The organism is Paenibacillus sp. FSL K6-1558 (assembly GCF_038002565.1).
GTDB lineage: Bacteria > Bacillota > Bacilli > Paenibacillales > Paenibacillaceae > Paenibacillus > Paenibacillus polysaccharolyticus.
Genome location: NZ_JBBOCV010000001.1, coordinates 376,983 through 397,973 on the forward strand (window position 1 = coordinate 376,983; position 20,991 = coordinate 397,973).

Annotated in this window: 16 protein-coding genes and 1 pseudogene; 13 read left to right on the forward strand and 4 right to left on the reverse strand. The window is 45.2% G+C overall.

Going from position 1 to position 20,991, the window contains the following annotated elements; genetic code table 11:
* The 5 genes from MHI38_RS01540 to glyA all read left to right on the forward strand — a co-directional run bounded on the left by MHI38_RS01540 (position 1) and on the right by glyA (position 5,406).
* On the forward strand, positions 1 to 972 hold the full coding sequence (locus MHI38_RS01540) for an ABC transporter permease subunit (RefSeq protein WP_341180866.1): 972 nt from the start codon (positions 1 to 3) through the stop codon (positions 970 to 972).
* A gap of 15 nt (positions 973 to 987) precedes the next feature.
* Complete coding sequence (gene rbsB, locus MHI38_RS01545) at positions 988 to 1,920, forward strand: ribose ABC transporter substrate-binding protein RbsB (protein WP_145330672.1); 933 nt, start codon at positions 988 to 990, stop codon at positions 1,918 to 1,920.
* Positions 1,921 to 2,150: 230 nt separating this feature from the next.
* Positions 2,151 to 2,894, forward strand: a complete 744-nt coding sequence (locus tag MHI38_RS01550) for a YggS family pyridoxal phosphate-dependent enzyme (RefSeq protein WP_154889154.1) — start codon at positions 2,151 to 2,153, stop codon at positions 2,892 to 2,894.
* 20 nt (positions 2,895 to 2,914) lie between these two features.
* Positions 2,915 to 4,120, forward strand: a complete 1,206-nt coding sequence (locus tag MHI38_RS01555; RefSeq protein ID WP_154889152.1) for a benzoate/H(+) symporter BenE family transporter — start codon at positions 2,915 to 2,917, stop codon at positions 4,118 to 4,120.
* 26 nt (positions 4,121 to 4,146) lie between these two features.
* Positions 4,147 to 5,406 (forward strand): serine hydroxymethyltransferase, encoded by a 1,260-nt coding sequence (glyA, locus tag MHI38_RS01560; protein WP_154889150.1) that lies wholly within the window; start codon positions 4,147 to 4,149, stop codon positions 5,404 to 5,406.
* A 71-nt stretch (positions 5,407 to 5,477) separates the two neighbouring features.
* On the opposite strand, the gene pdxR is transcribed toward glyA, so the two are convergent.
* Positions 5,478 to 6,905 carry a MocR-like pyridoxine biosynthesis transcription factor PdxR gene (gene pdxR / locus MHI38_RS01565; protein ID WP_154889554.1) on the reverse strand — a complete coding sequence of 476 codons (1,428 nt, stop codon included), beginning with the start codon at positions 6,903 to 6,905 and terminating at the stop codon, positions 5,478 to 5,480.
* A 246-nt stretch (positions 6,906 to 7,151) separates the two neighbouring features.
* On the opposite strand from pdxR, the gene MHI38_RS01570 reads away from it, so the two are divergent.
* The 7 genes from MHI38_RS01570 (at position 7,152) to MHI38_RS01600 (ending at position 15,502) form a co-directional block, all read left to right on the forward strand.
* Positions 7,152 to 9,233 carry a serine hydrolase gene (locus tag MHI38_RS01570; RefSeq protein ID WP_154889148.1) on the forward strand — a complete coding sequence of 694 codons (2,082 nt, stop codon included), beginning with the start codon at positions 7,152 to 7,154 and terminating at the stop codon, positions 9,231 to 9,233.
* Between the two features lie 303 nt (positions 9,234 to 9,536).
* Positions 9,537 to 10,985: an amino acid ABC transporter substrate-binding protein/permease gene (locus MHI38_RS01575; protein ID WP_154889146.1), complete on the forward strand. Its 1,449-nt coding sequence runs from the start codon at positions 9,537 to 9,539 to the stop codon at positions 10,983 to 10,985.
* Positions 10,978 to 11,706: an amino acid ABC transporter ATP-binding protein gene (locus tag MHI38_RS01580; protein ID WP_154889143.1), complete on the forward strand. Its 729-nt coding sequence runs from the start codon at positions 10,978 to 10,980 to the stop codon at positions 11,704 to 11,706. Before MHI38_RS01575 ends, MHI38_RS01580 begins: the two co-directional genes overlap by 8 nt.
* A 161-nt stretch (positions 11,707 to 11,867) precedes the next feature.
* Positions 11,868 to 12,230, forward strand: coding sequence for a hypothetical protein (locus MHI38_RS01585; RefSeq protein WP_154889141.1), 363 nt, complete (start codon positions 11,868 to 11,870; stop codon positions 12,228 to 12,230).
* Between the two features lie 54 nt (positions 12,231 to 12,284).
* Positions 12,285 to 13,325 (forward strand): NAD(P)-dependent alcohol dehydrogenase, encoded by a 1,041-nt coding sequence (locus MHI38_RS01590; RefSeq protein ID WP_261769269.1) that lies wholly within the window; start codon positions 12,285 to 12,287, stop codon positions 13,323 to 13,325.
* Between the two features lie 92 nt (positions 13,326 to 13,417).
* Positions 13,418 to 14,008, forward strand: a complete 591-nt coding sequence (locus MHI38_RS01595) for a TetR/AcrR family transcriptional regulator (RefSeq protein ID WP_154889139.1) — start codon at positions 13,418 to 13,420, stop codon at positions 14,006 to 14,008.
* A gap of 81 nt (positions 14,009 to 14,089) precedes the next feature.
* The gene (locus MHI38_RS01600) at positions 14,090 to 15,502 is read left to right on the forward strand and encodes an MFS transporter (protein ID WP_154889137.1); all 1,413 of its coding nucleotides are present in this window, start codon (positions 14,090 to 14,092) and stop codon (positions 15,500 to 15,502) included.
* A gap of 122 nt (positions 15,503 to 15,624) precedes the next feature.
* On the opposite strand, the pseudogene MHI38_RS01605 reads toward MHI38_RS01600, so the two are convergent.
* The 3 genes and pseudogenes from MHI38_RS01605 to MHI38_RS01615 form a co-directional block, all read right to left on the reverse strand.
* Positions 15,625 to 16,913, reverse strand: a pseudogene (locus MHI38_RS01605) (glycoside hydrolase family 27 protein).
* Positions 16,914 to 17,029: 116 nt separating this feature from the next.
* Positions 17,030 to 17,911, reverse strand: coding sequence for an AraC family transcriptional regulator (locus tag MHI38_RS01610; RefSeq protein WP_341180867.1), 882 nt, complete (start codon positions 17,909 to 17,911; stop codon positions 17,030 to 17,032).
* Between the two features lie 54 nt (positions 17,912 to 17,965).
* The gene (locus MHI38_RS01615) at positions 17,966 to 18,820 is read right to left on the reverse strand and encodes an AraC family transcriptional regulator (RefSeq protein WP_341180868.1); all 855 of its coding nucleotides are present in this window, start codon (positions 18,818 to 18,820) and stop codon (positions 17,966 to 17,968) included.
* Positions 18,821 to 18,977: 157 nt separating this feature from the next.
* On the opposite strand from MHI38_RS01615, the gene MHI38_RS01620 reads away from it, so the two are divergent.
* Positions 18,978 to 20,966 carry a hypothetical protein gene (locus MHI38_RS01620; RefSeq protein ID WP_341180869.1) on the forward strand — a complete coding sequence of 663 codons (1,989 nt, stop codon included), beginning with the start codon at positions 18,978 to 18,980 and terminating at the stop codon, positions 20,964 to 20,966.
* Positions 20,967 to 20,991 lie beyond the last annotated feature (25 nt).

Below are 20,991 nucleotides of genomic sequence, written 5' to 3' on the forward strand. Positions count from 1 at the left end.
ATGACAACGATGCAGGATACTAAAACAGCCAAAAGCGGGTTCCGCTTGTCTAGCGTAACACAAAAACTCGGCCCACTTCTCGGATTAATCATTCTAATTGTGATTGTTTCCGTGCTCAATCCAAGCTTTTTGGAACCACTTAATATTCTAAATTTGCTACGCCAGGTTTCCATTAATGCTTTAATTGCATTTGGCATGACGTTTGTTATTCTTACTGGCGGGATTGACTTGTCGGTTGGTTCTATACTTGCGCTATCTAGTGCCTTCGTAGCCAATATGATGTTATCCGGTCTTGATCCAATCCTGTCAATCATCATTGGGGTAGCCCTTGGTGGAGTAATGGGTATGGTGAATGGACTGATGATTACCAAGGGTAACATGGCTCCATTTATCGCAACCCTTGCAACGATGACCATTTTTAGAGGTTTGACACTGGTATATACCAATGGTAATCCGATTACAGGTCTGGGCGATAGCCTGCTGTTCCAATTGTTTGGACGCGGATATTTACTTGGTATTCCAGTACCAGCCATTACAATGCTGATTACGTTTGCGATTCTGTGGACGATTTTGCATAAAACGGCCTTCGGCCGCAAAACGTACGCCATCGGCGGTAATGAAAAAGCTTCCATCATCTCGGGGATCAAAGTATCCCGCGTCAAAATTATGATTTACTCCCTTGCGGGTATGCTCGCCGCGCTGGCCGGTGCGATTCTGACATCGCGTCTGAACTCCGCTCAACCTACGGCAGGTACATCTTATGAGCTGGATGCCATCGCTGCAGTTGTGCTGGGCGGAACAAGCCTTTCCGGCGGCCGCGGCCGCATTGTAGGTACATTGATTGGTGTGCTGATCATTGGTGTGCTGAATAACGGTCTGAACCTGCTCGGTGTGAACTCCTTCTACCAAATGGTTGTGAAGGGTGTCGTTATTGCTATCGCTGTCCTGCTGGACCGCAAGAAAACCGCTTAAGGGAGAGAAAACAACATGAAAAAATGGACACTAACGCTTGTTAGCATGATACTGATCGTTGTTCTAGCCGGATGTTCGCTGGAGCCGCCAGGCTGGGCGAAACCAAAGTCAGCCGGAGGTAAGGAACAGAAGAAAATCGGTTTGTCGATCTCGACACTGAACAACCCGTTCTTCGTTTCACTGAAAGATGGTGTCGTGGCCGAAGCACAGAAACAAGGTATTCAGGTTGTTGTCGTAGATGCACAGAACGATTCTGCGAAGCAAACGAATGATGTGGACGATTTGATTCAGCAAGGCGTTGATGCTTTGCTGATTAACCCGGCAGATTCCGCTGCAATCTCTACAGCGGTTCAATCCGCTAATAGTGTGGGCATTCCAGTAATTACGCTTGACCGCTCTGCGGATAAAGGTGAAGTTGCAGCGCTTGTTGCTTCCGATAATGCAAAGGGTGGACGCATGGCTGCTGAATATATCGTGAAACAGCTTGGCGAAGGTGCTAAAGTGATTGAACTTGAAGGTGTACCGGGTGCATCAGCTACCCGTGAGCGTGGCAAAGGTTTCCACGAGATTGCAGACCAGAAGCTGGACGTGGTTGCGAAACAATCCGCTGACTTTGACCGCTCCAAAGGGTTGAATGTCATGGAGAACTTATTGCAAGGTAACCCAGGAGTGCAAGCCGTGTTCGCCCATAATGACGAAATGGCTCTTGGTGCCATTGAAGCAATCCAGAGTTCGGGGAAAGATATCCCCGTGATCGGATTTGATGGTAATGATGATGCCATTAAATCGATTCAGGATGGTAAACTAACAGCAACTGTAGCTCAACAACCTGAGTTGATCGGACAGCTCGCATTGCAAGCCGCACTCGATGTGCTGAGTGGTAAACAAGTGGAGAAATCCATCCCGGCTGAGTTGAAGCTGGTAACGAAAGATAACGTGAATCAATAATCAAATATTTATAAGGTATTGCATGAATCCCGCTCTGGCTGAGAAAGCCGGAGGCGGGATTTTTTATTGTGAGAATTATAGTTGGTTTAACTGGAATCAAGCTCATACGTGACTCCAATTGCATATTACAGAGTTTTGGATTGCTCAAAAATTATATCTTTGGATATATGTATTCAATCCATAGATTGTTATACTGTCATTCAAATGGTGAGTAGAAAGGGGCATCCGGCTTGGATTATCCGGTTGAAGAAAATTTAAAAATGGTTAGAAAACAAATGGCACTGGCTTGCAAGGCTTCTGGACGAAATGTTAACGATGTGCAGCTGCTTTTAGCCACGAAAACGGTACCGCTGGAGAAGTTACAGATTGCCGTGCAGGCAGGTGAACATCTGTTTGGAGAAAACAAGGTGCAGGAACTGCGAGATAAATATCCTCTTATGGAGCAGTCCAAAGCGTTGGAATGGCATTTTATCGGCCATCTGCAGACGAATAAAGTAAAGGAGGTAGTTAAGTATGTGACAATGATCCATTCGGTGGATCGTCTGAAGCTCGGGCAGGTCTTGCATGACCAGCTTGTCAAAGAACAGCGGACAATGGACATTCTTGTACAAATTAATACGTCCTATGAAGAAAGTAAATTCGGTGCTTCTCCAGAGGATGCAGTGGAACTCGTTGAACAATTGTCTCAATTTGAAACGCTTCATGTAAAAGGAGTAATGACGATAGGGAAGCTGCATGCATCAGCTGATGAGACACGCCAATGTTTTCGCTTGTTGAAACAGCTCAGCATGCAGATCAGAGAGAGAAACATCCCACGCGTCGAGATGGAAATGTTATCGATGGGCATGTCCGGTGATTTCAGTATGGCGATTGAAGAGGGAGCGACCATCGTTCGTGTGGGAACCAATGTGTTTGGCCCACGTTATCTGCCCGATGAATATTACTGGAACGAACATAAAAAGATAGAAGATTAGTTGAGGGGCAGGGGTTTACATTGAAAACAGCATCTAATAAGATTCGCGGGCGCGATCTAATATCACCAGTGACCGCTGCATTAATTTCTGTAATTGTCAATTACGGAGGGACGTTCATTCTTGTGTTTCAAGCGGCCAAAGCAGCTGGATTGAGCCCGGAAATGACCGCATCCTGGATATGGTCCATTTCGATTGGCGTCGGGATCACGGGGATATGGCTTAGTTACCGCTACAAAGAACCTATCATTACTGCGTGGTCTACTCCAGCTGCAGCTTTCCTTGTCTCCATGCTGGCTGTAACTCCTTATTCAGAAGCCGTAGGTGCTTATATGATATCAGCCGTGGGTTTTATCATTTTGGGCATGTCTGGTTTGTTCGAACGGTTCGTGCGATTGATCCCGCCAGGGATCGCTTCGGGTTTACTTGCAGGCATTTTACTCCAGTTTGGTATCTCCGCGTTTGAAGGAGCCAAGGTCGAACCTTTACTGGTTATTCTGTTGTTCACCGCCTATATCGTATTAAAACGGTTTACATCTCGCTATGCCATCGTTGGTATATTGGTTCTCGGTCTGATCTACCTGGTGATTATGGGAAAAACGGATTTCAGTTCCATTCAGCTCGCAGTCGCTTTACCTGTATTCACTGCGCCTGAATTCTCAATTCAAGCGTTGCTCGGTGTGGCCCTGCCGTTATTTATTATTACGCTGACGGGGCAGTACATGCCAGGTATGCTGGTCCTCCGCAATGACGGTTTTCGAACGAGTGCCAATCCTATATTAACTATAACCGGACTGGGTTCACTAATTGCTGCACCATTTGGCTCACATGCATTTAACGTGGCAGCCATTACCGCAGCCATATGCACAGGGAAAGATGCGCATGAAGATGCGTCCAAGCGTTATATTGCAGGCATTGCCTGCGGAGTCTTCTACATAACTGTCGGAATTTTTGGCGTAACCTTAGCCGCATTATTTTTAATTCTACCCGCAGCTTTTATCGCCACATTAGCAGGGCTAGCTTTACTTGGAACGATCGGCGGCAGCCTGGCTAACGCTCTGGCGGACCCGAACGGACGGGAGACGGCATTAATAACATTTTTAGCGACAGCGGCTAATGTAACTTTGTTTGGCATCGGCGGTGCATTTTGGGGACTTGTAGCAGGAGTTATGGCGCATCTACTAATCCATTATAAATTTGCCAAAAAACCACTTGGAACAAATGGCTAAGAAACCTGGAAGGGATGATGATCAGAATGTTAAAACATATAGAGAGCCAAGATGAAATTTTGGCAGCAGCAACCCGTCACGAGCTTGCAAGGCAGAGGGATACGATAGAACTGATTGCTTCAGAGAATTTTGTGAGCCAAGCCGTAATGGAGGCCACGGCCAGCGTATTAACCAATAAATATGCAGAGGGTTATTCGGGCAGAAGATATTATGGGGGATGCGAGCATGTTGATACCGTAGAGGATATTGCTAATCAGCGCCTGAAACAATTATTTGGTGCTGAACATGCGAATGTGCAGCCTCATTCCGGTTCACAGGCGAATATGGCTGTATATTTTGCCTCAGTCCAGATGGGAGATACGATTCTTGGAATGAATCTTGCTCATGGCGGTCATCTGACACATGGGAATCTTGTTAATTTTTCAGGAAGATTTTATCACTTTGTTCCCTATGGTGTTGATCCACAAACAGGTCTTATTGACTTCGATGAAGTTCGAAAACTGGCTCACAAACATCGTCCACGAATGATCGTTGCAGGCGGGAGTGCATACCCGAGGCGTATTGATTTTGAGATTTTTGCTCAAATTGCTTCCGAAGTGGGAGCATTACTGTTTGTAGATATGGCACACATTGCGGGCATTGTTGCAGCAGGATTACACCCTAACCCCGTACCGCATGCACATATTGTATCAACCACGACACATAAGACGCTGCGAGGTCCGCGTGGAGGTGCTATTTTGTGTAAAGAATCCTGGGCACAGGCCATCGATAAAGCTGTATTTCCGGGAACGCAGGGTGGGCCATTTATGCATATTATTGCTGGAAAAGCGGTCGCTTTTGGGGAAGCAATGCAATCTGATTTCACTGTTTATATGAGCAACGTTCTGAATAATGCTAAAGTAATGGCGGAAACACTAATCAATGAAGGGCTTACTCTAGTTTCTGGAGGGACAGATAATCATCTCATTCTCGTTGATCTGCGCAGCGTTGGCCTTACGGGTAAAGACGCTCAAATTATGCTGGATGAAGCAGGCATCACGGCAAACAAAAATTCGATTCCTCATGATACAGCGAGTCCGTTAGTTACAAGCGGTATTCGGTTTGGAACGCCTGCCATGACAACGAGAGGACTTGGTGCCGGGGAGATGAAAGAAATTGCCGAGCTTATCGCGCTTGCTTTAAAAAATCCAGCGAACACTAAAGTAAAACAGCACATATCAGGTTGTGTGCGCGAGATCACATCACGGTTTCCCCTGTACGAAGCAGGGACATCGTTCACCTCATAAATAGATAGAGCCCGCCTGCAATCTTCTCTAATTGTCCATTAGCATTGCCGGAGGGCTCTATTCAATCGTTATTATAAGGTACGGGCAAATCGGGAGATGCCTTCTTCAATTCGTTCCTCATCCACTTTTGCAAAACCTAATACCCACCCCTTACGATCACTCTCCAGACAGTATCTGCTCAACGGATAAACACAGACACCCTGCTTGCGGGCGGCAGAGGTTATTGCTGCTTCATCACATGACGCATCTGCTTCAAGAAGGATATGTAATCCCGTTTCTACTCCGCTTAATCTAAAACGCGAACTAAGACCGGAAGAATGGATCGCTTTGGTCATGACCTCGTGTCTGCGGCGATAAATGTTACGAACTCTTCTCATGTGGCGCATAAATTGCCCACGTTCAATAAAATGATTCAGCGTCAGCTGCTCCATTATGGGTAAATGGCGATAAGTCAGTTCATGAATCTGGGTAAGCCGCTCAATCGCTGCCTGAGGTCCTATAATTGCGGATAAACGTATACCGGGCGCAATCATTTTGGAGAAACTCATCATATAAAGCGTATTCTGAGGCAGCTGGCTGAACAGGGTAGGAATCGGGTCTCCACGATATCTGAATTCGCTATCGTAATCGTCCTCGATAATCCACATTCCACGTTTTCCGGCCAACTGCATGAATTGCTGTCTTCGTGGCTCAGACATGATGATTCCGGTCGCGCATTGGTGCGAAGGGGTGACAAATACGAGCCTCGATTCTGGGTGGATGCGATCTACACATAGTCCCTGCTCATCTACCGGTACGGCATCAATCTGCATACCGCGGTATTTCATGGTGGTCCAGGCAGCAGGAAAACCGGGGTCCTCCACGGACACTTTGTCTCCTTCAGTCAGAAGTGCCTGAGCAATCAAATCAATGCTGTGCTGAGCACCTGAAGTTAACAAAATCTGATCAGCTTCAATATGAATTCCTCGTTCTAATGACAAGTATCGCTGGATCTGTTCCCGTAGCGGCAGGAAACCTCTGGCATCGCCATACGACCAGATATCGAGGTTGGGTTCAGCAGATACCTGCAAAAATGATTTTCTCCAGGATTGGGTGAACGTCTCATCGATGTAAGGCTCGTGAGGGTTAAAATCAATATCCACCTGCATGGTATCATGATCTCCAAACCAACTCTGCAGTTTGGTGATGGATTCGTGTACTAAAGGCAATACGGGAGGCACAGGCCCGGACTGCGGCTCCTCATCTAAAGAACGGAGCACTTGGATCGAGCTACTGACTCTTGTTCCACCGCGACGTGAAGTTACTGTATAACCCCGGCTGAATAATTCTTCGTAAACGATCTGAATTGTAGATCGTGAAACACCGATTCGCCCAGCTAACTCACGTGACGGAAGTAGCAGCTCACCTGGAGGCCAGTTCCCGGTTGTAATGTTGTGAATAGCCTGGTCAAGCAGCTGCTGCCAGATGGGACGGTCATCATTTCGGTTCACTTTTAACATCATAACAACTCCGTTGTTGTTGAATTTATGGATTGTATATTAATAGCACATAATGAAAATTTGGGCCTTCCATTGTAGGAAATATTATCATGACAATGGTTCAAGCTGCAATGATGAATCACGATGAATATATTTTTTCCTGTTCATCTCCAGTTCATATTCAGGACGTGGGTAGTTCATTTTCTTTGTTTATACTGCGTTAGGTAACAGCTCATACACGACGACCACAGAGCAGAATAGGAGAAGATGAATTTGATACGAAAAAAAAGAATGTCCATCGTTGCCATGACCTTGGCATTTGCGATGTTAACGCCCACAGCTGCATATGCTACCGAGCTTCCAGGTAGACTAGACTACGGATTGACTCAAAAATCAGTTGCAGCGAAAACGAAAACACTGACCGAAACCTACGGTGTCGCGAGTGTACAGTACGCACTTATCGATGGAGGGGAGATCGTTCTCTCTGGACAGACAGGAATGAATGACCCGGAGAATCGTGTGCCACTCACGTCAAACACCATGTATGGCATAGGATCGACAAGTAAAATGTTTCTCACAACCGCTGTCATGAAGTTGGTGGATGAGGGCAAAGTGAAATTGGACGATCCTGTAGTGGGTTATATTCCTGAATTTAAAATGAAGGACAAGCGTTATGCTCAGATTACAGTACGTATGCTGTTAAATCATTCATCGGGATTACTTGGCACATCCAGTAATAGCGCGATTCTGTTCGAAGATCCAGATACACACGCACATGATACATTACTGGAACAGTTAGCCTCACAACATTTGAAGGCAGATCCTGGAGCTTACTCGGTTTATAGTAATGACGGGTTTTCATTAGCTGAGATTCTGGTAGAACGAGTTAGCGGGTTGAGTTTTACGGAATTCATGCATCGTCATATCACCACACCTCTAGGCATGAATCATACCAAGACGCCACAAGATCCGCTCGATGTGAAACACATGGCAACGACATACTCCCCCATGAAGGAACGGCAGCCTTTGGAGACAACCAATATGATTGCTTCAGGTGGCATCTATTCCACAGCCGAAGATTTAGTGAAGCTGTCACAAGTATTCACGAACGAGAAGAATGGTGTTCTTTCCGAAGAATCAGCGAAAGCTACCGGACAGGAAGAGTACAAGAGGGGAATGTGGCCAGAGGACGGTGATTCATCCATTGCGTATGGACTTGGGTGGGATAGTGTAAACTTGTTTCCGTTCAATCAGTATGGGATCAAGGCATGGACTAAAGGCGGAAATACAATTGCTTATCATTCCTCTCTGATTGTATTGCCTGAGTATAATATGGCTGCAGCCGTTACATCTTCGGGAGGTTCAAGTTCAACGAATCAATTGATTGCAACAGAGCTGTTGCTAAGTAGCCTGGAAGAAAAGAAGCTGATTCCGGAGCGTAAACCGGAGAAGTCACATGGAGTACCTGTGAAAGCAGAGATGCCGAAGGAAGAGATGAAACATTCAGGAATCTATGGTGGCGGAGCCAACATGTTGATGAAGCTGGATGTTCAGGAGAATGGGCAACTCACGATGTCGATGTTAGCGACACCAAATAGCCCGAAACAGACGTACACCTATATTGCTGACGGTTCTTTTGTGAATGAGGCAGGTACGGAGAAAGTGAAATTTGTTAAGGAAGATAACGGAAATACGTATCTTTGGACACGTTCGTATCAATCGGCTCCTGGGCTCGGTCAGCTTGCTTCTTCGGAGTATAAGGCTGAAAAGCTTCAAGCCAATCTATTGTCAGACGAAGCCAAAGCTGCGTGGCAAGCGCGTGTGGGTAAAGCGTATGTACTCGTGAATGAGAAACATACCTCGACTCTATATAATACAGCAATGCCGCTGATACCTATTCAGTTGTTAAGTGAGTTACCAGGTTATATTTATACGAATGCTATTACAGATGGGGATCAGGCTGTGAATCAATTGCAGATTCCGGGTGTAGCAGGTCGTGATACGATGGAATTTACCTTTTACAAACAAGACGGTGTGGAGTATGTGTCACAAGGAGGCAATATATATGCCAACCAGGATATCGTGAAACCGATCTATGCAGGTCAGCAATCCAAAACGACGATCCAGTCGAATGGTTATGCCAAATGGTTTTCGATTCCAGCTGCGGCTCGCGGGAAAGAAATGAAAGTGAATTTGCCCTCCGATGGTTCATTTGTTGTGTATGATGCGTCTGGTGTCAGTCTGAATCACAGCGTAGTCAGTGGTCAAACGACCATGGTACTGCCCGAGAGAGGCTACCTTGTCTTTGCTGGTGAAGCTGGATCAGTCTTTGAGATTACGTTAAAATAAAGCATGAACCCATCTTAAGAATTATAGTTTATCGATTGAGAATTAATGCATATCTATAAGATAGCCAAAAAGTCGCATTTTGCGGCTTTTTGGCATTTTAATGTTTCAAATTTAAAATTAAAGTTTCGACAACCTGACCACCAGGGTAAGTATAAGAGGACTTTTACAAGTGGATTGAAGAAATGCCATGGAAACAAAAATGAAGGTGGGTAGAAAGAGCATTGATTGGTCAAGAGCTGAGAATAATAACCTTAGCATGATTCGGGACATACGTATGGCATGACGTCAAGACGAGGAGGACATATGAAGAATAACAGGATTACATTAATTATACTTACCATGGTGCTGCTTCTGGTGTCCGGCTTTACAGGTTGGACGGGAAGTGTGCAGGCACAATCGGATTCGGGCAAAACTTATGTGATCGGTACCGACATTACCTTCGCACCGTTTGAATTTGAGGATATAAACGGAGAACTTGTCGGCATTGACATGGATATCCTTGCAGCGATTGCGAAGGACCAGAATTTCAAATATGAGATCAAAGCCTTAGGTTTTAACGCAGCGGTGCAGGCACTGGAATCCAATCAAGTAGATGGTGTTATTGCAGGTATGAGTATTACGGATGAACGTAAAACCCAATTTGATTTTTCCGATATGTATTTTGAATCAGGCGTTGTTATGGGCATTAAAGCGAACAATGATACAATAAAAAGCTATGAGGATCTGCGTGGTAAAAAGGTTGCAGTAAAAACGGGGACGGAAGGGTATCGTTTTGCTGAAGCGAACGCATCTAAGTATGGGTTTACCATTGTACCTTTTGATGATTCGGCGCTAATGTATGAAGATGTGAAAACGGGAAATTCTGCAGCCTGTTTTGATGATTACCCTGTATTGAAATATGGGGAGAATCAAAAAAACGGACTGAAAGTTGTTACAGAACCAGAAAAAGGTGCCCCTTACGGCTTTGCTGTAAGTAAAGGTAAAAACCAGGAGTTGCTGCAGAAGTTTAATGCAGGCCTTGCAAACATCAAGGAAAGCGGTGAATACAAGCGTATTGTAGATAAGTATATAGGTGACAATGCGGAGACTGTTGCAAGCCTGGGACGGATGGAACTTGTAATCAAGTCTCTTCCATCCTTGCTGAAAGGTTTGGGAAACACACTTTTATATACGATCATGTCTCTATTTTTTGCCTTTATCATCGGCTTAATCTTTGCCTTTATGAAGGTAGGACGCAACAAAATTTTACGTGGGATTGCTACCGTATTCGTGGATGTCTTCCGGGGTATTCCGTTGCTTGTTCTCGCATTTTTCATTTACTTCGGTATCCCTCAGGCATTCGGATTTACGATGCCGCTATTCTTGGCAGCGATTCTGACGTTGAGCTTAAATGCCGGAGCATACGTAACTGAGATTATCCGTGGGGGTATTCAATCGATTGATCGCGGACAGATGGAGGCGGCTCGTTCACTCGGACTTCCGTATCGCAAAGCGATGATGAAAATTGTCATTCCTCAGGCGATCCGTGTGATGATTCCTTCATTTATCAACCAGATGGTTATTACGTTGAAAGATACGTCCATCTTGTCCGTTATCGGGCTGGTTGAGCTTACGCAGTCTGGTAAAATCATTATTGCCAGATCCTTGGCCTCGTTTGACATTTGGTTAACGGTTGCGATAATGTACTTGATCGTTATTATTATACTGACTAAAATTGCCGATTATCTGGAGGTGAGAATCCGTCGTGGGTAAAATTAGAATAGAAGGTCTGAAGAAAAGTTTTGGTTCCAATCAGGTGTTGAAAGGAATAGACGTGACTGTGAACGAAGGAGAGGTTGTATGTGTGATCGGCCCCTCCGGTTCGGGGAAAAGTACATTTCTGCGTTGTGTGAACTGTTTAGAGGATATCACCGCAGGCCGTGTTATTGTCGATGATCGTGACTTAAACAGCAAAGATATCGATATCAATAAAGCCCGTGAGAACATCGGCATGGTATTCCAGCATTTTAATCTGTTTCCACACTTTAGCGTGCTGAAAAATATTATGTTCGCGCCAATGGAACTTGGCAAATTAAATCAAGCACAAGCACGGGAAACAGCGCTTCGCTTGCTTGACCGTGTCGGTCTGGCAGATAAAGCGGATAGCTTTCCAAGCCAGCTCTCGGGTGGACAGAAGCAGCGTGTAGCTATTGCGCGTGCACTCGCGATGAACCCGGATGTGATGCTGTTCGATGAGCCTACGTCGGCGCTTGACCCCGAAATGGTCGGCGAGGTGCTTGGCGTTATGAAAGACCTCGCTAGAGAAGGTATGACGATGATCATTGTTACGCATGAGATGGGCTTTGCCCGCGAAGTTGCGGATCGGGTTATTTTTATGGATGGCGGATATATTGTGGAGGAAGGTAATCCTGAACAGATTTTCGGTAAACCGCAGCACGAACGTACAATCAGTTTTTTGGAAAAGGTGCTCTAATCCAGTTCTATCATGGTTCAACAAAAAGGTCGCGATATGCGGCTTTTTTTGTTTTGTACATTTATTCCATATGGGACTATAATAGGCCTGAAAACAGTGAACGTATTGTATCTACATCCATATAAGGCCATTTTAAATCCTTTGCAAAGGAGTATTATCCTATGAACGAACCCGTACCTGAGATTGTACAACGACAATCCATTGAAGCCTTTCAGTCTGCGATCCGCAAATCGGAGAACGCGCTGAAGAACATGAAGGGGAAGGAAGCTAATACATCTGTTATAGAGAAACGTCTTCATGCGCTAATCGTCAGTTTATATATATTGGAGCACACCTGGAATGGGAGAGATGACCAACATTATAGCGGCTTGGAAATATCCGAGGCACGTCAAGTGATGAACAATCTCCTTCCTTCTCTTGAACGAATGATGGAGAAGTCGGCAGCTGGAACACCTCAATATACCTTGCTTGAAAGAAGAATTCGAGCTTTTCAATTGGCTATTCAAGCGATGGATCTGGTTTAGCTCAAACCCTGAATGTGGTTATTAAAATTTGGTGATAAACGGGGAGTAGGTATAATGAAAGATATGGATGCTTATGATTATATCTCCAAACAGCATAGGATGAACGCGATCGTTTATGACACATACGGAACAACGGAAGTGCTCCGTATGGAGCAAATTGCCGTACCTGTTCCTCAGGATTATGAAGTGTTGATTGAGGTTTACGCTTCATCGGTTAATTCATGGGACTGGGATCTGCTTCGCGGTAAACCATTCATTAACCGTATAGGAGCTGTTCGTAAACCGCGCTATCGCACACTTGGAGCAGACGTAGCAGGGAGGGTAGCTTTAACGGGTTCTTTGGTAACACGATTTAAACCAGGAGACGAAGTTTTTGGCGATCTTTCTGGCTGTAGCTGGGGTGCATTCGCAGATTATGTATGCGCTTCTGAAAGGGCACTTACCTTAAAACCGGATGGAATTTCACATGTGCAGGCTGCTGCCATTCCTCAAGCTGCTGTTCTGGCGCTGCAAGGTCTGCGAAACCACGGTAAGTTGCACAGAGGACAGCATGTCCTGATCAATGGTGCGGGCGGAGGCGTAGGAACATTTGGTATCCAATACGCGAAGCTGTTGGGAGCTGAAGTAACTGCCGTGGATCGAGCTGACAAGTTACATATGCTGCAAACCGTGGGCGCAGATCACGTTTTGGACTACAGGGAGGTGGATTTTACTGCTTTCGGAACCACGTATGACGTAATCCTGGACGTTATTGGTAATCACTCCGTAACGGCACTTAAACATGCACTTGTAAAGGGGGGAAGGTATGTCATGATTGGAGGACCAATGCCTCGCATTCTTATGAACCTGTTATACTCGCCATTTATCTCCACATTAGAACAAAAGAAATTGTCTGTTTTGGTTCACAAGCCGAATCATGAAGATCAACTCTTTTGGATAGAGCAGGTCAAAGAGGGCAGAGTTGTACCTGTTATTCATCATGAATATGCTCTGCATGACATTGCTAAAGCTATTCAGGATCTAGCCGAAGGCAAAGTGAAAGGTAAAGCAGTGGTTTCTATCCGAAAACCTACTGCTGGTTCTGCTTATATTTGAAATTTCATTGAGATACTTGACAAAGAGATAAGCAAAAGGTAGTCTTCTCTTATGACAGTGGTCACTGACATTGCGATAATAAGGAGAGCTTAATGTCCAATTCAAGTAAACGGAACACAAGAGAGAAGTTAATGTTAACGGCGATTGAGCTGATCTCGGTTAAGGGATATAAAAGTGTTACAACGCAGGAGATTGCCTTAACCGCCGGCGTAAGTGAGAAGACGTTATTTCGCCACTTTGGTACGAAACTAAATCTGCTCGAGAGTGCATTTGACGAATATCATTATGTCGCAGAAATGACACGACTTTTTGAGGAAAAAGTCGTGTGGAATCTGCATTCTGACTTATTGTTAGTTAGTAAAACTTATCATGAAATCATGCATAAGAACCGTAAACTATTCATGATCAGTCTGAAGGAAATGAATCATTTGCCTGAGTTAAGAACACGAACGATAAGACATCCCCAGCAGTTACTTGAGCTTTTAACCCGATATCTGCAAACGATGTACCAGCAAGGAAAGGTGGTTCAGATCAACGCTGAATTACAGGCTTTCTCCTTCATGGCATTGAATTATGGCTTGTTTATTAACCATATGGAGGATCATGTACATTTTCCGTGGCTTTCATTAGAAGATGTGATTACCGAAAGTGTGTGGACGTTCACTAGGGCGCTAACGCCCTAGTATTTTAAGTCATAATATGACAGTAAGTACTGACAGTCAATTTTGCGTGTTTTTTAGTAACGTAAGGAAAAGAGGGAAACGATGGAGACCACAGAGAGTTTAGAGATCCAGTATACATCTGCAACGGGCGAAGAAACTGCACTACTTCGCGTGCTTGTCTTCACTTTGATCATCTCCGTAATGAACGGAATGATGTTTAATGTTGTCCTACCCGTCATTGGAGATCAATTCGAACGGTCGGCTTCCGAGACAAGCTGGATCGTTACCGGATATTTAATTGTATACGCCGTTGGTACAGTCACTTACGGGAAGCTAACAGATCGATATAGCATTAAACATTTAATCACATTTGGACTCTTATTGTTGGCTGCTGGCTCCGTTATAGGAATTCTTTCTACTTCCTACTTTATGATTATTTTGGCTCGTCTGATTCAGGCCGCAGGGGCTGCCGTCATTCCAGCTCTGGCCATGATTATACCAGTTCGATATTTTCCGCCAAACAAGCGTGGTCAGGCACTCGGTACTTCTGCGATCGGAATCGCCCTGGGATCTGCGTTAGGTCCTATTGTTGCCGGATTCGTATCCAGTGCACTTAATTGGAAGTTTCTATTTGCGATTCCGCTACTTTCGCTGTTGACGCTCCCCTTCTATAGAAAGTATTTGAATGATGAGAGGGGAGGGTATGAAAAGATGGACTATCTAGGAGGCATACTGCTCGCCGTAAGCATTGGAGCCATTTTGCTCGCACTGACTCAATTAAATTTGTGGTATTTGCTAATGGGCATTGTAGTTTTAGCCTTGTTTATCCTTCGTATTCTCCACGCAGCATCACCGTTTGTGCAACCAGCTGTTTTTCGCAACCGCTCCTATACATGGGGAATGATTATTTCATTTGTGTTAGTTGCATGTGGATTTAGCATTCCATTTATTATCCCGCAACTGTTAACCCATGTGTATGATGCTTATCCGGCTCTGACAGGTCTAATTATGTTACCATCGGCTCTGACTGCAGCATTACTGGGAAGACGAGGAGGAAAGTTAGCGGATGAGAAAGGCAATGTCTTTTTGATTTATACAGCCTCGACGATGCTTGTTATCGGCTTCATAAGCCTATCGTTTGCTGCCGGCGTGTCATTGTTTTTCGTTTCATCTTTTCTAATCTTGGCGGTTCTTGGTCAATCATATATGCAAATTGCGCTGTCTAATACGATCGCACAGACCCTTTCCAAAGAACAGGTCGGCATTGGTATGGGACTACTGTCGATGTTTAATTTCATCGCGGCTTCTGTATCTACAACCGTTCTTGGCAAGGTCATCGACGAGGGAGCACAACAGATGCGTTTCAATCCTTTTATCAGCCGATCGTCTGCATTTGTATATAGTAATCTATTTATTGTGCTTGCCATGTTGGTTGTGGTAATGACTTTTGTGTATAGATGGCATTTTGATCGTAAGCCCGAAGGACAAATGAATGGATCATCTACATTGTTCTAATAAAGCCGAAAATGCTCTTCCAAGCCAATAGTTACAATCCGTTTTTTTTAAAAAAATAGAGAAGAAGAGGTCTGTCATAAACGACAGGCCCCTTCTTTATGGAACGGTTCAGGTCAAATGGCTCACGCAAAATGGTACAGGCGCACACCGTGCGAAGGCACATCCGTGCGTAAAATATCCTCGTTAACCTCTGTCACATCGCCACTCCATAACTCAGTTCCATGGCTTGTAGCAGAAAGGGATAAACCAACTGTATTGAGATTAAGTTCCACCGGGAGTGCTGACTGCTCGCCAACATTAAACACAGCTACATAAGTGGAACCATCGACATGAGATGCCGTCCATACGATCAGATCGCCCTGATGTAGCGCTTCTCTAGCACTATGGCTCTCACGATGCATACGCAGAACCTCACGGTTTGTCAGCAAGGACAGCGTCCAGTCATCGTTATCCCGCAACTCACCGCCAAAGATGAGAGGAGAACGGAAGATACTCCACAGAGACATCATCGTCAATTGCTCATCCTTAGTGAATCTTGTCCACCGATCGGCTCCACCTCCATCCACAGAGCGAATACCAATGTGCCCCAGAGGCAACATATCACAATCCGGCCAACATCCCTCCTTAGGAAGGCCCTGCCACTTACGGCAGCGGTCGAACATATCTAGCAAAAGTGGCCACTGATCCCAGAAATCATCCGTTACCCGCCACATGTTAGCCTGTTCCGCGAAAAATTCAGCGTATTCCACGGGGGCAGGACCGGGAGACAGACTTAATACCATGGGACGTCCGGCACGTCTGATCGCCTTCGAGATCATCTCAATCTCAGGCTGATGTGTGTCATATAATCTGGAGGCAGCGATATCATCCACTTTGACCAGATCGACACCCCATGAAGCATACAATTCAAACAATGAATCATAGTAGGCTTGCGCGCCTTCTTTGTGGTGATCCACCCCATACATATCGGTATTCCATGGGCAGATGGAGTTGGTATGAGCGATCTCACGGGCGGTGGAGTTTGTTCCTAATAGAGCTGTGTCGGAATGAACTGCTGCCTTGGAATTCCGCGCATAATATGAATGCCGAATTTCAGTCCCAGACTGTGAACATAATCAGCAAGTGGTTTGAATCCCTGACCATCCGCAGCTGAAGGAAAGCGGTTTTCTGCAGGCATCAGACGTGAGTATTCATCCATAATCAGTGGAACGAAAGGGCGGTATTGCGATGAGTTAGCCAGAGGTTCATACCATTGAATATCAACGGTGATGTAACTCCAACCATATTCTTTCAAGTGTGTAGCCATATACTCCGCATTACCGCGAATTTCCTTTTCAGTGACGGCAGCCCCGTAGCAGTCCCAGCTGTTCCAGCCAAGAGGGGGTTTTGGTGCAACAAGAGTATGATCCATTTGAAGGCTCCTTTACCTGACGTAATTTAAATTATTGCTTCAGTAACATTCATCATAATGAAGTAAAATACAATAATCTACAGTAATGTTAAGTCTTCAATAGCAATATATTGCGGTCAGTCAAAAAATAATCTGCGGTATACGAGACTTTCGCCACCGCTTCGAAATTCCCCAGGTGTAAGTCCAGTTAATCCTCGAAAAGCTTTGATAAAATAACTTCCACTGGAGTATCCCACTTGTACCGCAATCTGTTCGATGCTTAATGTCGTGCCGCGAAGCAACTCCATCGCTTTCTCGATTCGAACGCGGGTAAGATAGGCACCTGGAGTGATACCTGTGCTAGCCGAGAATCTGCGAATAAAGTGGTATTTGGATAGAGCAACACGTTCTGCAAGCTGATCCACGCTGACCATACTGGCGTAATCGGTTTCAATGTACTTCGTAGCCTGCTGAATATGTTCCGGCCAGTTCTCCCGATTATGACGTGTTGTCGTCTGTAAACGAACAAGTTCTGTCATGAACTGATACACACTGGATGAGGCAATCAAAGGGTCCGTTATCCTTCCTGCCGCCGCATCCGTTACAATCATTCGCAGCAGACGGATGGGAGCAGAATCCATGGGGAGAAAAGCGACCTCACCTGCTTCTCGCACAAACTTCTGCCAATGAGCCTGAATGAGATCAGGACGGAATAGTAGGAAGATGAAATGCCATGGCTCATCAGACTCTGGATGATAATAATATCGATGAGCGCTAGGGATCTCAGTAAGAAAAGCCTGTCCGGAGGTCACACGGTATGTACGGTCCTTTGTTTCATAAATACCATCTCCTGCAAGGGTGTACTGAAATAAAAGAAGAGGACCATCCGTTCGTTCCAGCCCATCCCAGTAATACGACGGATCAGTAATGATATCGCTCCCCGTTGCATACAGCTTACAAAGCTCAAGTTCACGATCTTCGGCAAATCGAAAACCATAGGTCCCTTTTGAAAGTTCCATGCATATCCTCCATCCTTTGATCATTGGGTCAATACCGTCATTCAACAATAATTATCATTCCTCACTCGAGTGTTTACGTACAAACTTACCTGGTGATGTTCCGACCATCTTGGTAAAACTGCGAATAAAGTTGGCATAATCGCCGAATCCGGAATGATAACAGGCCTCGGTAATACTCATACCTTCCGATAAACAGATTTGGGCGAGCTCGATGCGGCGGTTAAGTATATAGTTTCGAATCGTTAGTCCGGTATGTTTTTTGAATTGACGGCTTATATAACTGCTGTTGGCAAATAGTTTTTCTGATAAGTGCTGAAGTGTGAGAGACTCGGTCAGATTCGTTTCGATATAGTCCATCGTATTACGAACCAGTTCAGGCATAATGTCGGTGGGCACAAAATCCGTATGTTTAAAAGCCAGATTGGTCATGAGAAGCAGTCGGGCGATCAGCATATTTCTCATAATATCAGCACCGTAGTCTGAGGTTAGCAACATTTGCTCCACTTGGGTTGTAAGATTGAGAAATGACTCTAACTCTTCTTCATTCAAATGAATGATATTGCCCTTACCTTTAGGCCGATGATCAAAACAGGCAGAGAGGTTGGTAGATGATGTGGATAATCGATTAAGATATGATTTTTGCAGATTAATTGTGATTCGTTCATATTCATTCTTATCGAGTGCAAAGGACCGATGCATTTCCTCTGGACTTAAAACAATAAGATCACCTCGCTCCAGATGGTAACATCGATTCTCAATATAGAAATTCACATTGCCGCGAAGAAAAATGTACAGCTCATACCCATTATGCCGATGGTAGAATGTGCCCATATTGTAGGTCGTGACACGATGCAGATACAGCAGATCCAACTGAATGGGATCATACTGGTACTCCTGCGATTCATTCATATCATGAAAGCCTCCTAATCGTTTGGCGCAATAAATATCACGATCTAAGCAATGAAATTGCGAACCTGAACCTATAAAATGGTACCATCCTAGCATCTTGGTTTAAAATTTGCAAGCGTTTTCTGAAGGAGTAGGGAAAACAGAAAGGGAGGATTGTATGGAACTGATCTTTACCGCACGCAGTAGAAGGCAGGAAGGGACAGCCTATACTGGAATGAGCACGCATAATCTTCAGACTGACGTAAATATGAGTGCCGGGACAGGAAGTGCAGATGATCCAAAGCAGGCACAGATTACCATTAAGAATGAAGGCAGTCAACGGTGGAGTGGAGTGATTCATGTAGAACTTGCTTTTGACAAACAGCAGCCCAGATTTTTTTTGCCTGCCTTTATGTATGGTCGTAATCGGGGAGAAGCACCCCAAAACGTACCTAACGAATTTCCAAGAATTCGTGAAGGAACACCTTCCCGTCCTTCATCCCCGTGGTGGATGGTTCGAAGCGATCGTTTATCGCATCCGGCTGCACTTGTATATGATTCGGGCCGAATTGCCGGGCTCAGCGCAAGCCCATATTGGGTGGAAAGCAAGCATAGTGGACAGAAGCAGCCGTGGTATCCGGGTCAAACAGGAACTTTTCTACAATATGGAGGTTTCACATGTTCAATAGAGAAAGGCACCGTTGGTTATACCTTAGGGTATGAGAATGCTCCGTTGCTGTTTATCAAATCAAGACTTGTGCACGAGCGCTCAGCCTTGGCAGAGAGCGTCTTTGTGTTGGAAGCAGGAGAATCGGTGGCGTTCACCCTTGAATTATATGATTATGAATCCTCTTCGCCCTTGGGTATTAACCCTGCATTAGAGCATGTCTACCAAAAGTACCATGAACACCCTAGACAAGGAAGCGACATCCGCACAGCCGTATCCGACATGTCCGCTGCTGTTCGAGACTACGCGTGGCTTCCAGATGACCGTCACTATTCTACTTTTGTGTACGAAGACGCAGAGAGCGGGGGGTATCGGTATAACAAAATCATCTCGATCAGTTGGACCAATGGCATGACCATTGCAACCCCCATGCTGCTTGCAGCATTGCGTCAGAACGATGAACCCATGCGTCAGCAGGCTTTGTCCTGTATCACAAACATTATCGAAAATGCGATGAATTCCGAGTCAGGACTTCCGTATGATGCTTATCAGGATGGAAAATGGAGCATTAAAGGCTGGTGGTTTGACGGTATGCGTACACCAGGTCACTCATCCTATCTCGTTGCACAAGCCATGTTTTATATCCTCAAATGTTATGACTATGAATGTCGCATAAGGCAGATTAGACATGATGACTGGCTCGCCTATGTGAAGCAAGTACTTGAATGCCTGGAACGGAGCAAAAATGCGGATGGCGAATATCCGACGATATTATCCGAACGCACGGGTGCAGGCCTGGAGTATGACGCTTTTAGCGGGGCGTGGTGTCTTGCTGCGAAAGCTTATTACAGCTGGTTGATCAATGATTTATCCGATTTGGAGGAAATGAGACGCAGTGAAACACATTATTACAATGCCTATGTGAAACAGATGGAATGTTATGGTGCTCCGCTTGATGCGGACAAAGCAGTGGATTCGGAAGGCATTCTGGCATATATCAAAGCTCTCCGTTTCCTGCATGCACTCTCCGGTGAGGAAACGTTCCTTGATCATATGAGAGACGCCATCAGCTATGAGTTCAGTTTTAAATTTTGTTATAACTCGCCAGTGCAGATTCCGCCGCTGAGTACATTGAACTGGTCAAGTTCTGGAGGAAGCGTCACTTCGGTAGCTAACCCGCACATTCATCCCATGTCGAGCAATCTCGTTGATGAGCTTTTGTATTATCTTCAGCATCGTGAGGATGACTATATCCGTCAGCGTATGAATGATACGATCGCTTGGGGCTGTCAAACCTATAATCGTGTTGATGGTGAATATGGTTTTGGCAAAAAAGGATGGATGTCCGAGCGCTTTTGTCACTCGCAAGGACTCGTTACGGAGACTTATGCCGATGGTACGCCGGCAAGCACCTGGTTCTGTCTGATGCCGTGGGCCAGCGGCTCCATCATCGAAGGTCTCGTTGGTGACTACTGGGATCAAGTCACCTCCAGCGATTGAATAGATATGATTATGCCTCCAAACG